This window comes from Nitrosospira briensis (genome assembly GCF_900115125.1).
In the GTDB taxonomy this organism is placed as follows: domain Bacteria; phylum Pseudomonadota; class Gammaproteobacteria; order Burkholderiales; family Nitrosomonadaceae; genus Nitrosospira; species Nitrosospira briensis_A.
Genome location: NZ_FOVJ01000002.1, coordinates 178,902 through 192,860, shown reverse-complemented (window position 1 = coordinate 192,860; position 13,959 = coordinate 178,902). Strand labels below are relative to the sequence as shown.

Below are 13,959 nucleotides of genomic sequence, written 5' to 3'. Positions count from 1 at the left end.
GTCATGGATCATGCTGGTCTAATGGCGGCTCAATCTAAATCTCAATCCCAGGGCCGGGCTTGTTTCCCGTTAAAAAGCCGCCTTGTTTTTTTCTGGTGGTTTCCTGTTTTATGCGCATCACTTTTTTTTGGAGGTTGCGCCGCCCTTGCTCCCGAGAATAACGTCGTTCGCACCATCGTCACCCAGCCCGTTCCCGAGATGGTCGACGCAAAGGCTGCAGATTTCGGGTTAATCGGCCGGGTGTCGGTAAAAGGCGGCAAAGAAAGTTTTTCAGGTGGAGTACAATGGCATCATCGCGAAAGAGGCGATGAAATACTTCTGCTTTCCCCATTGGGACAAACTTTGGCGCAGATTCAGCGTACTCCGGACGGAGTGTTTTTGACGACTTCGGAGGGAGAGAATTATTACGCCGCCGATGTGGAGAATCTCACGGAACAGGTGCTGGGATGGCGCTTGCCGCTCATGGGCTTGCAGTACTGGGTGCAAAGCATGAGTTCACCTGCTACCGCGGCTGCCATGGATATGAATATTGACGGGCAAGTGATGGCTATTCGCCAGGACGGCTGGACAATCGATTATCTGGCTTATTCCGCCAGGGTGCCGGTAGAGACTTCAAAATCAGGGACGGCGCTTCCGAGATTATTGACCCTCAAACGCGACGGCCTTCAGATAAAACTTGTGATAGACGCCTGGAATGCAGGAAATCCTTGAAGCTGGCACGGGTCTGGTCACCCGACTGACCTGCCCGGCTCCCGCAAAACTTAACCTCTTCCTGCATGTGGTCGGACAAAGGGAAGATGGCTATCACCTGCTGCAGACGGTTTTTCGATTGGTGGACTTTGCGGATCAGCTCCATTTTGCGCTACGGATGGATGGCGTTGTCAAGTTGCATACGCCCACTTCCGGCGTGCCTGAGGACAAGGATCTGTGCGTACGGGCCGCCAGACTGCTGCAACAGGAAAGCGGCATTTCCCTGGGGGTGGATATTTTCCTCGAAAAGCGCATTCCGATGGGAGGCGGACTGGGAGGCGGTAGTTCAGATGCCGCCACGACATTGCTGGCGCTCAACCGTTTATGGGGTTTAGGCTGGCAAAGGAGCCAACTGATAAAACTGGGGCTCGGACTGGGGGCGGACGTGCCTGTCTTCATTTTTGGTGAAAACGCTTTTGCTGAAGGCATAGGTGAGAAACTTTCGCCTATCGTTCTGCCACCCGCGTGGTATCTGATCCTGACACCTCCCGTACACGTGCCGACCGCGCACGTTTTTACCAGTAAGGAATTGACACGAAATACAATTCCGATCAAAATACCGCCCTTTTACGTGGGGCACGGGCATAACGATCTCGAGCCCGTGGTATGCCGGTCATATCCCGAGGTCGCGCGCTATCTCGAATGGCTCAAACAGCTTGGTAACACGCGGATGGCGGCCATGACAGGTTCCGGCGCCTGTGTATTTGCAGAGTTCGACACGGAGCCTGCCGCGAGGGCCGCGTTTGCCGAGGTTCCATCCGATATGAGTGGTTTTGTAGCGCAGGGATTGGACCGCCATCCCTTGCATGATTTTGCGGAATAATAATTGGGGAGTCGCCAAGTGGTAAGGCACCGGATTTTGATTCCGGCATTCGTAGGTTCGATCCCTACCTCCCCAGCCAATTTTCAGGTCCTGAAATTCAAGGCTGGCCAGGCAACCCGGTACTTTATGAATCGGTTGTATCCGCTTGTATTCGGCTGTGTTACTTGATCCCTCAGTTCCGATTCGGATTTTCAAACTTAAAGCTCCCAGGTCATGGCCTACGATAGCCTGATGGTTTTTACCGGCAACGCCAATCCCAAATTGGCGCAGGACGTGGTGCGGCATCTGAATATCCGCATAGGACGTGCGACTGTAGGCCGCTTCAGCGACGGCGAGGTAATGGTGGAGATTCTCGAGAATGTTCGAGGCAAGGACATATTCGTCTTGCAATCCACCTGTATGCCTACCAATGATACGTTGGTGGAACTGCTGGTGCTGATCGATGCACTGAAGCGCGCGTCCGCCGGGCGCATTACGGCGGCGATGCCTTATTTCGGCTACGCCCGTCAGGATCGCAGGCCTCGCTCGGTACGGGTGCCCATTACCGCCAAAGTCGTGGCGAATATGTTGACGAGCGTAGGGATAGACAGGCTGTTGACCATGGATCTGCATTCTGATCAGATTCAGGGTTTTTTTGATATTCCGGTAGATAACATCTATAGCATGCCGATCCTGCTGGGGGATCTTTGGAAAAGCGATTACCAGAACCTGGTGGTGGTTTCCCCGGATGTAGGCGGGGTAGTGCGGGCAAGGCAGATGGCGAAACGTCTGGAATGCGATCTTGCAATCATAGATAAACGGCGGCCAAAGGCCAACGTCGCCAAAGTGATGAACATAATCGGCGAGGTGGAGGGACGCACCTGCGTAATCATGGACGACATGGTGGATACCGCCAACACCCTGTGTGAAGCAGCGAGGGCCCTTAAGGAGCACGGAGCGGAGCGGGTGCTGGCCTATTGCACTCACCCGGTATTGTCAGGCAAGGCAGTGGAGCGGATCGAGAATTCCGCCCTGGACAAGTTGGTGGTCACCGATACCATTCCCTTGAGAGAAGACGCCAAGGGCTGTGATCGTATTCAGCAGCTGAGCGTGGCCAGTCTGCTTGCTGAAACAATGCTGAGGATCAGCAATGAGGATTCGGTAAGTTCGCTATTCATGGAGTAGTGGTTTCGAAACGATTCGAACATACGCGGGATAAAGAAGAACAGGACGGTGACGATAAGGCCGTTGTGCCCCAATATAATTCGGAAGAGATCTACAGGCTTGAGTTTTATTAATCGGGTTACCTGGTCGCGGGTGACCCACATTTTGGAGAAAGCAGATGCAAATCGAAATCAGCGCGAGAAAGCGCACATTGCAGGGCAAGGGTGCGAGCCGCCGCCTGCGTGGTTCCGGCAAGGTGCCGGGAGTCATCTACGGCGGAGAAAATCCTGCGGAAGCCATCGAGCTGGATCATAACAGTCTTTATCATCAGCTCAAGCTGGAAGCCTTCCATGCTTCTATCCTTTCCATGGATGTGGAGGGGCAAAGAGAACCCGTTCTGTTGCGCGATATACAAATGCATCCGTTCAAGCTTCAAGTATTGCATGTCGATTTTCAGCGGGTCGACCGGAATAAAAAAGTTCACATGAAAGTGCCGCTGCATTTCATAAACGGGGAGATGTGCCCGGGGGTGAAGCTTTCAAGCGGTATTGTCAGCCACGTGCTTACCGAACTGGATGTTTCCTGTTTGCCCAAGGATCTACCTGAATTCATTTCAGTGGATCTGATCGATCTTGCAGCCGGAAATACCGTTCACTTGAGCGATCTGAAGCTGCCAGAGGGTGTGGAAGTTCCGGCACTTGCCAAAGGAGATGATTTGCCGGTGGCAACTATCATCATTCCTCGCGCTGTCGCGGCCGAGGAAGCAGCTGCCGTAGTAGCGGCAGGGGAAATCCCGACCACGGTACAGAAGAAAGAAGGCGTCGCTAAGGAAGGAGAGAAAAAGGACGCAGGAAAGAAGAAATAATACCGCGGTTTGTTATTTATGTGGGCCCGCTGGAGTCTTGTCTGTTCCGGCGGGCTTTTCCTTTTAATTGAAGCGTTTTTTCTTTTCGATAAGCCTAATGAAGCTCGTCGTCGGCCTTGGCAATCCCGGTAGGGAATACGCGGCTACCCGTCATAATGCCGGCGCCTGGTGGATATCCCGTCTCGCTGACGAATTGCGTATCACATTAAAAGCGGAAGCGCGGTTTCATGGCCTGTGCGCGCGTATCGGACAGGGAGATTCGGAGTTATGGCTGCTCAATCCCCAGACTTACATGAACGCCAGCGGGAGGGCGGTTGCAGCCTTGTGCCGGTTTTATAAAATCCAGCCTGAAGAGATCCTTGTGATCCATGATGAACTGGATTTGCCGCCTGGAACCTCCAGGTTGAAGCTGGACGGCGGGCTTGGCGGCCACAATGGCTTGAAGGACATCGCTGCTCATCTTGCGACCCGGGAATTTTGGCGCCTGCGCATCGGTATCGGTCATCCGGGCGACAAAAATGCAGTGGTGAATTACGTATTGCAGCCTCCTCGCAGGGAAGAAGCGGCGCTGATAGACGAGGCCATCCACCGCAGCTTGGAAGTCTGGCCGCTGATCGCGGAGGGTAATTGCCAGGCGGCGATGATGAAATTACATACTAAAAGTAAGGAATGAACGGCAAGTCTTGAGAGAGACCCGCGGTTCATCTCATCTTTTACATTTCAGGATTGATTTGGCCTGAAATCTTCCAATCTTTACAGTTCGAAAAACTTATGAGCCTGAAATGCGGTATCGTTGGCTTGCCCAACGTGGGGAAGTCCACTCTATTCAATGCACTGACCAAGGCCGGCATAGCCGCGGAAAATTATCCCTTCTGCACCATCGAGCCCAATGTCGGCATAGTCGAGGTCCCCGATAAGCGTTTAGCTGCGCTTTCCGCCATCGTCAAGCCGCAAAAGGTGCAGCCCGCCATTGTCGAGTTCGTTGATATCGCCGGTCTTGTCGCTGGCGCATCCAAGGGCGAGGGGCTGGGCAACAAGTTTCTTGCCACCATCCGCGAGACAGACGGCATCGTCAACATGGTTCGCTGCTTTGTGAATGATAACGTCGTACACGTCGCCGGCGCAGTCGACCCGGTCTCGGATATCGAAACCATACAGACTGAACTGGCATTGGCCGACCTTGCGACAGTGGAAAAGTCGCTGCACCGCGAAACCAAGCTGGCCAGGTCCGGCGATAAGGACGCAACCAAGCTCGTGGCGCTGCTGGAGGCGACACGGGCGCACCTCGACCAGGGGAAACCCGTCAGAAGCCTGGGGCTTGACAAGGAACAACAGCAATTACTGAAGCCGCTGTGCCTGCTGACCGCCAAACCGGCTATCTACGTTGCCAACGTCGACGAGAAGGGGTTCACTGATAATCCGCTGCTTGCCCGTGTGGAAGAATATGCCGCTCGAGAAGGCGCGCCCGTAGTAGCAATCTGTGCGGCCCTCGAATCTGAAATCGCGGAGATGCCGGACGAGGACAAGCAGATTTTCCTCGCTGACATGAACCTGGAAGAACCGGGATTGAACCGCCTGGTGCGCGCTGCCTACCAGCTGCTGGGTCTGCAAACCTATTTCACTGCAGGCGTGAAAGAGGTGCGGGCCTGGACCATATCAAAAGGCGACACCGCTCCACAGGCGGCTGCAGTAATTCACACCGATTTCGAGAAAGGCTTCATCCGCGCCGAAGTCATTGCGTATGACGAATTCATCGCCTGCAAGGGTGAACAGGGCGCAAAGGAAGCCGGAAAGATGCGGCTGGAAGGGAAAGAATATGTGGTCAAGGACGGGGATGTGATGCATTTTCGGTTTAACGTCTAATCGAAATCCATCCGCTCAGCACGCTTCATAGCGCCCTATCGGTACGGTATTCAGATCGATCAGCCGATCCGTTCGAATGGCATGGATTTCTGCGGGCAACTTAAAAAATGGGTGTAAATGGGTCGAATGATACGCCCCATTCGGTAAGGAGATAGTGAAAACACAGACCTCCGATTATTGCCTATACTGTAATTGCAGCGCTGGGCAGACAGTTGTACTTGAATTAATACGGCAGATAGACAGGGAGGAGTTGTGCGATACAAAGTACTGATTACACCCATTGAGCCGTCGATAAATGATGGGCCCAATTTCAGCGGCATTCTTGCTGCTTACGATATCGAAGCCAGCTCGGAAAGTGTAGCTGGAGATCTGGCGTTTATTCGGTTTTGTGAGGAGACTCCATATCGCTCACACAACCGGGATGATTACACGGTGAATGTGCAGCTACCAGCGTAAATAGGCGCCCGCCTATTTTAAATTTGCTTTTACTCAACGGTCAGTGTTTCTGTAGAACGTTTTTTCTCATCTATAAAATCTACAAATCCGCTATCTCGCCATCATTGTTGCTCCTGCCGCATCCATACCTTGTAATTCCACCTGTAGCCCATATTTTCCGGTTAAGCAAGTGGTTGAGGTATAATTCCATTTTTTTCAATTCCGCTTTGTTGGAGGGTTGTCATGCCGATTTATGAATACCGTTGCGGGTCCTGTGGTTTTGAAAAGGAATATTTGCAGAAGGTGAATGATGCGCCTGTGGCGGCTTGTCCCGCATGTGGCAGTGATGCCTATGCCAAGCTTATCTCCGCCGCGGGTTTTCAGTTGAAGGGCAGCGGTTGGTACGCTACCGATTTCAAGAATGGCCAGAAGCCGAAATCCGCGGCCAATACAGAAGCGCCAGCGGCTGCGAAGAGCGAAACCGCTGCTCCAGCATCACCGCCCACGCCGGCGGCCGGCGCCGCTTGCCCTGCTTCCACCACTGACTAAATCAGGGCGATATCGCTTAACATGAAACGCTATTTCATCACCGGTCTTCTGATTTGGGTGCCTCTCGGCATCACGGCCTGGGCGTTGAAATTTCTGATCAGCACGATGGACCAGTCGCTGTTGCTCTTGCCGGCCGGCCTTCATCCCGAAGCCCTGGTCGGCATCTATGTTCCCGGCATGGGCGTAGTGCTGACATTGCTGGTTGTTTTCCTTACAGGTCTGCTCACGACCAATATCATAGGCCAGCGGCTGGTGATTTTCTGGGAGGGCGTGTTGTGGCGCATTCCGGTAGTGAAATCGATCTACTATGGCGTCAAGCAGGTCAGTGACACGCTTTTCTCCAGTCAGGGTGAAGCTTTTCGCAAGGCGCTGCTGGTGCAATACCCGCGTAAGGGTTCATGGACTATCGCGTTCATGACGGGCCACCCGGGTGGAGATGTCGTCAATCATCTCAAGGGGGAGTATGTGAGCGTTTATGTACCCACCACTCCTAACCCAACCTCAGGTTTTTTCCTGATGATGCCAAAAAGTGATGTGATTGAGCTGGACATGAGCGTGGACGCAGCGTTGAAATACATTATTTCCATGGGCGTGGTTGTGCCCGGTAACGGCAAGAAACACCCCAGCCCCTCACAAGCCGTATTGCTGCACGGCACCGGCTCGGTCACTCCCGCGTCAAGCGATAAGCCCTGACGCTACTTTTCTGGTTGCGAACTCTTCATGCGCACTAATTACTGCGGCCTCATTAATGCCCAATACCTTGATCAGGCGGTAACCCTTTACGGTTGGGTGCACCGTCGCCGCGATCATGGTGGCGTCATTTTTATTGATCTTAGGGACCGCGAGGGCCTGGTGCAGGTCGTCTGCGACCCTGACAATGCGCCAGCTTTTCAGATTGCGGAGAAAATTCGCAATGAGTTTGTGCTGAGGGTCACGGGCAAGGTGCGGCCTAGGCCGGCCGGAACAGCTAATCCTAATCTCGTCAGTGGCGAAATAGAGGTGCTGGTGCAGTCCATCGAGATCCTCAATGCCTCGCTGACGCCGCCGTTTCTGATGGACGACGAAAACTTGAGCGAAGCCGTGCGGCTGGAGCACCGCTATCTCGATCTGCGGCGTCCGCAGATGCAGGCAAACTTGCGGTTGCGCTACAAGGTGGCGATGGCGGTCCGCGTATTTCTCGATCAGCACGGTTTTATCGATGTGGAAACGCCGATGCTCACCAAATCGACGCCAGAGGGTGCCCGGGATTACCTGGTGCCATCTCGCGTCAATACCGGTCATTTCTTTGCACTTCCTCAATCGCCTCAATTGTTCAAGCAGTTGCTGATGGTGGCGGGTTTCGATCGTTACTACCAGATCACCAAATGCTTTCGCGACGAAGACCTGCGTGCGGATCGCCAGCCTGAATTCACGCAGATCGATATCGAGACGTCTTTCCTGAATGAAACTCAAATCATGGCGCTAATGGAGGAAATGATTTGCGGGGTATTCAAAAATGTAATGAATATTGACCTGCCAAATCCTTTCCCGCGCCTGACGCATGCTGAAGCGATGTTCAAGTACGGCTCCGACAAGCCGGATCTTCGGGTCCCGCTGGTTTTGACCGACCTTACCGATGTAATGCAGGATGTCGAATTCAAGGTCTTCCGCGAGGCTGCGCTCAAAAATGGCGGGCGTGTAGCGGCACTCCGGGTGCCCGGGGGTGGAGCGTTATCGCGCAAGGAAATAGATGATTACACCAGTTTTGTAGCGATCTACGGTGCTAAGGGTCTTGCATATATCAAGGTCAACGCGCTGGAAAAAGGTACGGAAGGCTTGCAATCGCCGATATTGAAATTCCTCCCGGAGCCGGTAGTGCGAATTATTCTGGAGCGCAGCGGCGCAAAGGATGGCGACCTCATATTCTTTGGGGCGGACAAGTCCCAGGTGGTAAATGAGGCACTGGGCGCACTACGGGCCAAGGTAGGTCATGATCGGGGATTTGCCGAGTCTGCCTGGAAGCCGCTTTGGGTTGTTGATTTTCCGATGTTCGAGCGCGATGAAGAAGAAAATCGCTGGAAAGCGCTGCATCATCCGTTTACCTCGCCTGCAGATGGTCACGAGGACCTGCTTGAGACTGATCCCGGCAAGGCTTTGTCCCGGGCCTACGACATGGTGCTGAACGGATCGGAAATCGGCGGAGGTTCTGTACGTATTCATCGTCAGGAAGTACAGTCGAAAGTATTCCGGGCTTTGAATATCGGGGCCGACGAGGCAAATGAAAAATTTGGCTTTTTACTGGAAGCGCTGCAATACGGCGCGCCGCCGCATGGTGGTATCGCGTTTGGTCTTGACCGTATCGTTACCATGATGGCGGGGGCTGAATCAATTCGTGAGGTGATAGCCTTTCCCAAGACGCAGCGTGCGCAGTGTTTGCTGACGCATGCACCGAGCGCAGTGGGTGAAAAACAGTTGCGGGAACTGCACATCAAGCTTCGCAACATGTAAGTCGACAGATTATAAAAGCATGGAAACGTGGGGATCCGGATAAACAACAACGTCCGGGAGCCGGATGATTTTCCAACCTCTATTCGTTGCGGTACCTTCGCAGTGAAAATCTATAAAACGCCGGTTTCTGTCCTTGTCATTATCCACACGCCCGATTTGCAGGTTCTGTTGCTCGAGCGGGCCGATCATCCTGGTTATTGGCAGTCGGTAACGGGGAGCCAGAACCAGGACGAGACATTGTGGCAAACGGCGGTGCGGGAAGTTGCTGAAGAAACGGGACTCGATGCCAGTCGCTGCCAGTTGACTGACTGGAGCATTCAAAACCGTTATGAGATTTATGAAGAATGGCGTTGGCGTTATGCGCCGACAGTTACCCACAATACCGAGCATGTGTTCGGCTTGCTGGTGCCGGAAGCTGTCCCCGTTTCGGTAGCGGCGCGAGAGCACCTGTGCTATATGTGGTTGCCCTGGCGGGAGGCGGCAGAAAAAGTCTTTTCCCCCAGCAATGCGGATGCGATACGAAGATTGGCCGACAGGAGCACAGGAAGTGATCGGGGCGAGAGCCGCCGTACTTGAGACCTGACCGAACCGCCGTGTGGTTTTTTTGTCCAACATCACATCTTACTTACGGTTTTTAAAGGAAAAACGGGAGTAGCCATGCAAGCAGAGGCCATTGCATTTGAGCGTTTCGACAACTTGAGAGATGATGACTGCGAGCAGCGCATCAGGGAGGCCAAGGCCGTGTTGGGAAAGCGCGCCGTGATACTCGCGCACCATTATCAGCGCGCGGACGTTTATAAACATGCCGATCTCACCGGCGATTCGCTGCAACTCTCGCGGCTTGCCGCGGGAACGGATGCGGATTATCTTGTATTCTGCGGCGTGCATTTCATGGCAGAGGTCGCCGACATCCTTTCCAAACCTGAGCAGGTCGCCATTCTGCCCGACCTTTCCGCCGGCTGCTCGATGGCGGATATGGCGAGCCGTTTCAAGGTTGAGCGTGCCTGGCACGAGTTGTCGGAAGTGGTTGATCCTGATGAGTCGGTTACGCCGGTAACCTACATTAATTCCGCCGCCGACCTTAAGGCGTTCTGTGGCGAGCACGGCGGCATCGTTTGCACTTCCAGCAATGCGGTAAAGATTTTGCAATGGTCATTTTCGCGCCGCGAAAAAGTGCTGTTTTTTCCGGATCAGCACCTGGGACGCTGGAGCGGCCATCAGCTGGGAATTCCCATGGATGAGATGGCCGTTTGGGACTTCGATGAGCCGATGGGAGGGCTCACCCCGGAGCAAATCAAAAAGGCCAGAATCCTGCTGTGGAAAGGGCATTGTTCCGTGCACCAGATGTTTCAACCGCAGCATATACTGCGGTTTCGCAATCAGCATCCTGACGGAAAGGTGATTTCACATCCCGAATGTAGTTTCGAGGTATGTAAGAATTCCGACTATGTGGGCTCCACGGATTACATTATCAGAACTATCCGCGAAGCGGAGGCAGGAACCCGCTGGCTGGTGGGCACGGAGTTGAACCTGGTAAGCCGGATAGCGGAGGAGTTCAAGCCGCAAGGTAAAATAGTGCAATTCATGGCGTCCACGATCTGCATGTGCTCCACCATGGCCCGCATTGATCCGCAGCATCTGGCGTGGGCGCTGGAAAATCTGGTGGCAGGAAAGGTGGTGAATCAGATCAAGGTGCCGGCGGATGACGCGGTACTTGCAAAGCAGGCTTTGCAGCGGATGCTGGAGGTATCTCGATAATGGAAGCGTGCTGTTTCGCCACGATTGATCCAAATCCGATATCTGCAAGCGATATGCCTTTTGAATGTCCATACACGCTTCCGGGCAAAGTTCTGGCTTAGCCTGACATTCATTATATATGCTCGATAAGCTGCATATCGCCACCTACAATATTCACAAAGGCTTCTCTCATTTCAACCGGCGGGTGATGCTGCATCAGCTGCGTGACAATCTGCGCGCGCTCGATGCTGATATCATTTTTTTGCAGGAAGTGGTCGGCCAGCACAAGGGACACGCTGCGCGTTTCGAGAACTGGCCGCGCAATCCCCAATATGAGTTTCTGGCAGACTCGATCTGGCCGGATTTTGCATATGGAAAAAATGCCGTGTACGATGAAGGACATCACGGCAATGCTATCTTGAGCCGTTACCCCATCGTGCGCTGGGATAATGTGGATGTTTCCGCGCATCGTTTCGAGAGCCGCGGCCTGCTGCATTGCGAGATACTCCTTCCCGAGTGGCCGGAAAACCTGCATTGCATATGTGTTCACCTGGGACTGTTCAAGCGCGGACAATCACAGCAGTTACAAGCGCTGGAACAGCATATCGAGCGGCTGGTCCCGAGGCATGCACCCCTGGTTATTGCCGGGGATTTCAATGATTGGCGCGAATTGGCCAGCGGGATTCTGGTTAAACGGCTTGAACTGATGGAAGCATTCGAACTGACGGGGGGGAGAGTGGCGCGCAGTTTTCCCTCCGTGCTACCGCTATTTCGTCTCGACCGCATCTATGTGCGCGGTTTTCACGTCGAGAAGGCACAGGTGCATCAGGGGCATCCCTGGTCAAAAATTTCCGATCATGCGGTGCTGTCGGCGCAGATGATACGTAGATGACAACGCCGCAATTACATAGTGAGATTGCTGCCGCTGCTGCCCGGCTAAAAGCAGGCGGCACCGTGGCTTTCCCGACGGAAACCGTTTACGGGCTCGGTGCGGATATCTCAAACCCGACCGCGGTGCGACGCATATTCGAGATCAAAAAACGCCCGTCGGATCACCCGCTCATTGTTCACATGGCGGGCTCGTCGTGCTTGCCCCGCTGGGCGCGACATGTACCGGAACAGGCTTGGCGGCTGGCCGAACACTTCTGGCCGGGGCCATTGACGCTGATATTGCCGCGCAGTCCGTGTGTACCGGAAAATGTAACGGGAGGTCAGGACACGGTTGGATTACGCGTGCCGGACCACCCTGTCGCGCTTGCCTTGCTGGGCGCGCTGGGACCTGAACGAGCGCTGGCTGCGCCGTCGGCCAACCGGTTCGGTCGGATAAGTCCCACGACAGCCGCCCATGTGCGCGAGGAGTTGGGCGAAGCAGTAGACATGATTCTGGATGGCGGGCCGTGCAGAGTCGGTCTTGAAAGTACCATTGTCGGCTTTGAAGGCGAAACCGCCATCATCTTACGGCCTGGCGGTATCCCGCTTGCGGCGCTGGCAGAAGTACTGAATGGAAAGGTTGTCGTTGCCGAGGGAGCGAAACGTACCACACGCGTACCGGGCTCACTTTCTTCTCATTACGCCCCGTTAACCCCGTTGGGGCTAGTGTCGCAGGAAAGCATCGGGCACCAGTTTGGGAGCCTGGTGTTAAAAGGCTTGCGCGTAGCGTTAATCGGATGGTCGGATCAACACTTCCCACCGGATATCGGAAAGAATGAAAAGGTCGTATATTTTTCCATGCCTGCGGAACCAGAAGGATATGGCCGCCAGCTATACGCAGCTTTGAGACAGCTTGACCAGCAAGGATTTGACTTTTTATTGGTGGAAACACCGCCCGATGAAACGGGATGGGTGGCAATCAGGGATCGATTACAGCGCGCGAGCTGCATTTCGGACTTCAAATTTCAAATCGATGAGAACGACTCCGTGCGAGGAGCCAGGAATGCTGCAAATGAAACCACCAGTGGATAGCAAGGATTATGCGGACAGTGCAGTTCGTGCTGTCGTCTTTGATGTTGACGGCACGTTGGCCGATACGGAGCGTGATGGTCACCGCCCCGCTTTCAATGCCGCGTTCAAAGAATCCGGCCTTGATTGGGATTGGAGCGTGGAGCTTTACGGCGAGTTGCTTGCCATTACCGGAGGCAAAGAACGCATTCGTCATTTCATGGAGAAATATGTTCCAGCCGAACTCGGTAGAAGCGGACTTGATGATTGGATTGCCGGCCTGCACAGGGTTAAAACAAAGCATTACGTGAGCTTGCTCGAAAGCGGCGGGATTCCTTTACGCCCGGGAGTCGCTCGCCTGATCCAGCATTTGCGTGATAGAAACATAAAAATTGCCATTGCAACCACCACGACACCTGAAAACGTAACCGCGCTTTTAAGGTCTGCTCTCGGGGAAGATTCTCCCGGCTGGTTTGATGTTATTGGCGCGGGAGATATCGTTCCGCGAAAAAAACCCGAACCGGATATTTACCATTGGGTGCTTGAGCAATTGGGCTTGCCCGCGGAACAGTGCATGGCAATAGAAGATTCGGAAAACGGGCTGAAAGCATCCCTTGCTGCCGGGCTTGACACCTTGGTCACGGTTAGCGATTACACACGGTCGCAGGACTTTCGTGGAGCGTCGGCTGTCTTGTCGGATCTGGGCGAGCCAACCCAACCATTCACCGTACTTGAAGGGGGTGTGCCGCAAAGCGGCTGGGTGGACGTGGAACTGCTGTTAAAACTGAAAGCCTAGCGGAGAAAATAATCAAAGGCTTGTTTGCAGGTTCAATCGAAATTGGAATTGTCATCTGGAAGAGGTAGTATTGACACTGCTTACTCTGAACGGTTCCCGACAAGAAAAAAGCTAAATGCTAAATGCCTAGTACTCGTATCCGTACAGCCAACTATTCGCGCAGGGTGCTTCACCTTTTTGAGGGTGCGGGGCTAATCGTGATCGCGCTTGCCACAATATTTGCAGGTTACCAGGAAACCATGCTGATGATCCACAATGGCAGGGTTACGCTGGCGGACCTGCTGCTCATGTTTCTCTACCTGGAAATACTGACAATGGTGGGCTTGTATTTCGAGTCAGGCAAGCTGCCTGTCCGATTCCCTCTTTATATCGCCATGGTGGCGATGGCGCGCTACGTGACGGTGGATATCAAGGAAATGGACAACATGCGTCTCCTTGGCGTCTCCGGCTCAATCGTGCTGATCGCGGTAGCGGTGTTGGCCATCCGCTACGGGCACGTGCGTTACCCCTATCTGGAAGACCTGGAGGATCTGGCGGAGGCTTCCAAGAAAACCAATCTCCGCGAATGATGGC

Annotated in this window: 16 protein-coding genes and 1 tRNA gene; all 17 read left to right on the top strand. The window is 53.9% G+C overall.

The features are described from left to right. Positions 1-3: 3 nt before the first annotated feature. The 17 genes from lolB (at position 4) to BMZ14_RS06175 (ending at position 13,955) form a co-directional block, all read left to right on the top strand. Positions 4-711 (top strand): lipoprotein insertase outer membrane protein LolB, encoded by a 708-nt coding sequence (gene lolB / locus BMZ14_RS06255; protein ID WP_083396686.1) that lies wholly within the window; start codon positions 4-6, stop codon positions 709-711. After that, entirely contained in the window at positions 695-1,573 is an 879-nt protein-coding gene (ispE, locus tag BMZ14_RS06250) for a 4-(cytidine 5'-diphospho)-2-C-methyl-D-erythritol kinase (RefSeq protein ID WP_074795895.1), read from the top strand. Before lolB ends, ispE begins: the two co-directional genes overlap by 17 nt. A gap of 4 nt (positions 1,574-1,577) precedes the next feature. Beyond that, positions 1,578-1,652, top strand: a tRNA-Gln gene (locus BMZ14_RS06245). A 134-nt stretch (positions 1,653-1,786) separates the two neighbouring features. Next, positions 1,787-2,737 (top strand): ribose-phosphate pyrophosphokinase, encoded by a 951-nt coding sequence (locus BMZ14_RS06240; protein WP_074795893.1) that lies wholly within the window; start codon positions 1,787-1,789, stop codon positions 2,735-2,737. Positions 2,738-2,894: 157 nt separating this feature from the next. Continuing rightward, the gene (locus tag BMZ14_RS06235; RefSeq protein WP_074795892.1) at positions 2,895-3,581 is read left to right on the top strand and encodes a 50S ribosomal protein L25/general stress protein Ctc; all 687 of its coding nucleotides are present in this window, start codon (positions 2,895-2,897) and stop codon (positions 3,579-3,581) included. A gap of 97 nt (positions 3,582-3,678) precedes the next feature. After that, positions 3,679-4,254 carry an aminoacyl-tRNA hydrolase gene (gene pth / locus BMZ14_RS06230; RefSeq protein WP_371265613.1) on the top strand — a complete coding sequence of 192 codons (576 nt, stop codon included), beginning with the start codon at positions 3,679-3,681 and terminating at the stop codon, positions 4,252-4,254. Between the two features lie 98 nt (positions 4,255-4,352). Continuing rightward, positions 4,353-5,444 (top strand): redox-regulated ATPase YchF, encoded by a 1,092-nt coding sequence (gene ychF, locus BMZ14_RS06225; RefSeq protein WP_074795890.1) that lies wholly within the window; start codon positions 4,353-4,355, stop codon positions 5,442-5,444. 252 nt (positions 5,445-5,696) lie between these two features. Further along, positions 5,697-5,900 carry a hypothetical protein gene (locus BMZ14_RS06220; protein WP_074795889.1) on the top strand — a complete coding sequence of 68 codons (204 nt, stop codon included), beginning with the start codon at positions 5,697-5,699 and terminating at the stop codon, positions 5,898-5,900. A 222-nt stretch (positions 5,901-6,122) separates the two neighbouring features. Further along, the gene (locus BMZ14_RS06215) at positions 6,123-6,428 is read left to right on the top strand and encodes an FmdB family zinc ribbon protein (protein ID WP_074795887.1); all 306 of its coding nucleotides are present in this window, start codon (positions 6,123-6,125) and stop codon (positions 6,426-6,428) included. Between the two features lie 21 nt (positions 6,429-6,449). Beyond that, a complete protein-coding gene (locus BMZ14_RS06210) occupies positions 6,450-7,121 on the top strand; it encodes a DUF502 domain-containing protein (RefSeq protein ID WP_074795885.1) in 672 nt (223 codons plus the stop codon). 27 nt (positions 7,122-7,148) lie between these two features. Further along, positions 7,149-8,915: an aspartate--tRNA ligase gene (aspS, locus tag BMZ14_RS06205; RefSeq protein ID WP_074795882.1), complete on the top strand. Its 1,767-nt coding sequence runs from the start codon at positions 7,149-7,151 to the stop codon at positions 8,913-8,915. Positions 8,916-9,023: 108 nt separating this feature from the next. After that, the gene (gene nudB, locus BMZ14_RS06200; protein WP_083396713.1) at positions 9,024-9,491 is read left to right on the top strand and encodes a dihydroneopterin triphosphate diphosphatase; all 468 of its coding nucleotides are present in this window, start codon (positions 9,024-9,026) and stop codon (positions 9,489-9,491) included. Positions 9,492-9,572: 81 nt separating this feature from the next. Further along, the gene (gene nadA / locus BMZ14_RS06195; RefSeq protein WP_074795880.1) at positions 9,573-10,673 is read left to right on the top strand and encodes a quinolinate synthase NadA; all 1,101 of its coding nucleotides are present in this window, start codon (positions 9,573-9,575) and stop codon (positions 10,671-10,673) included. Between the two features lie 118 nt (positions 10,674-10,791). After that, on the top strand, positions 10,792-11,544 hold the full coding sequence (locus BMZ14_RS06190) for an endonuclease/exonuclease/phosphatase family protein (RefSeq protein WP_074795878.1): 753 nt from the start codon (positions 10,792-10,794) through the stop codon (positions 11,542-11,544). Continuing rightward, positions 11,541-12,614, top strand: coding sequence for an L-threonylcarbamoyladenylate synthase (locus tag BMZ14_RS06185; protein WP_074795876.1), 1,074 nt, complete (start codon positions 11,541-11,543; stop codon positions 12,612-12,614). Before BMZ14_RS06190 ends, BMZ14_RS06185 begins: the two co-directional genes overlap by 4 nt. After that, entirely contained in the window at positions 12,595-13,386 is a 792-nt protein-coding gene (locus tag BMZ14_RS06180; RefSeq protein ID WP_074796500.1) for an HAD family hydrolase, read from the top strand. The genes BMZ14_RS06185 and BMZ14_RS06180 overlap by 20 nt, the downstream gene beginning before the upstream one ends. Before the next feature lie 122 nt (positions 13,387-13,508). Then, complete coding sequence (locus tag BMZ14_RS06175; protein WP_074795874.1) at positions 13,509-13,955, top strand: phosphate-starvation-inducible protein PsiE; 447 nt, start codon at positions 13,509-13,511, stop codon at positions 13,953-13,955. The last annotated feature ends 4 nt before the right edge of the window (positions 13,956-13,959 follow it).

Coding starts and splice junctions, on each gene's coding strand:
- BMZ14_RS06190 (WP_074795878.1), top strand. CDS start 10,792: ATGCTCGATAAGCTGCATATCGCCACCTACAATATTCACAAAGGCTTC.
- BMZ14_RS06235 (WP_074795892.1), top strand. CDS start 2,895: ATGCAAATCGAAATCAGCGCGAGAAAGCGCACATTGCAGGGCAAGGGT.
- BMZ14_RS06180 (WP_074796500.1), top strand. CDS start 12,595: ATGAAACCACCAGTGGATAGCAAGGATTATGCGGACAGTGCAGTTCGT.
- aspS (WP_074795882.1), top strand. CDS start 7,149: ATGCGCACTAATTACTGCGGCCTCATTAATGCCCAATACCTTGATCAG.
- ispE (WP_074795895.1), top strand. CDS start 695: ATGCAGGAAATCCTTGAAGCTGGCACGGGTCTGGTCACCCGACTGACC.
- BMZ14_RS06215 (WP_074795887.1), top strand. CDS start 6,123: ATGCCGATTTATGAATACCGTTGCGGGTCCTGTGGTTTTGAAAAGGAA.
- BMZ14_RS06210 (WP_074795885.1), top strand. CDS start 6,450: ATGAAACGCTATTTCATCACCGGTCTTCTGATTTGGGTGCCTCTCGGC.
- nadA (WP_074795880.1), top strand. CDS start 9,573: ATGCAAGCAGAGGCCATTGCATTTGAGCGTTTCGACAACTTGAGAGAT.
- ychF (WP_074795890.1), top strand. CDS start 4,353: ATGAGCCTGAAATGCGGTATCGTTGGCTTGCCCAACGTGGGGAAGTCC.
- BMZ14_RS06175 (WP_074795874.1), top strand. CDS start 13,509: ATGCCTAGTACTCGTATCCGTACAGCCAACTATTCGCGCAGGGTGCTT.
- pth (WP_371265613.1), top strand. CDS start 3,679: ATGAAGCTCGTCGTCGGCCTTGGCAATCCCGGTAGGGAATACGCGGCT.
- BMZ14_RS06240 (WP_074795893.1), top strand. CDS start 1,787: ATGGCCTACGATAGCCTGATGGTTTTTACCGGCAACGCCAATCCCAAA.
- BMZ14_RS06185 (WP_074795876.1), top strand. CDS start 11,541: ATGACAACGCCGCAATTACATAGTGAGATTGCTGCCGCTGCTGCCCGG.
- lolB (WP_083396686.1), top strand. CDS start 4: ATGGATCATGCTGGTCTAATGGCGGCTCAATCTAAATCTCAATCCCAG.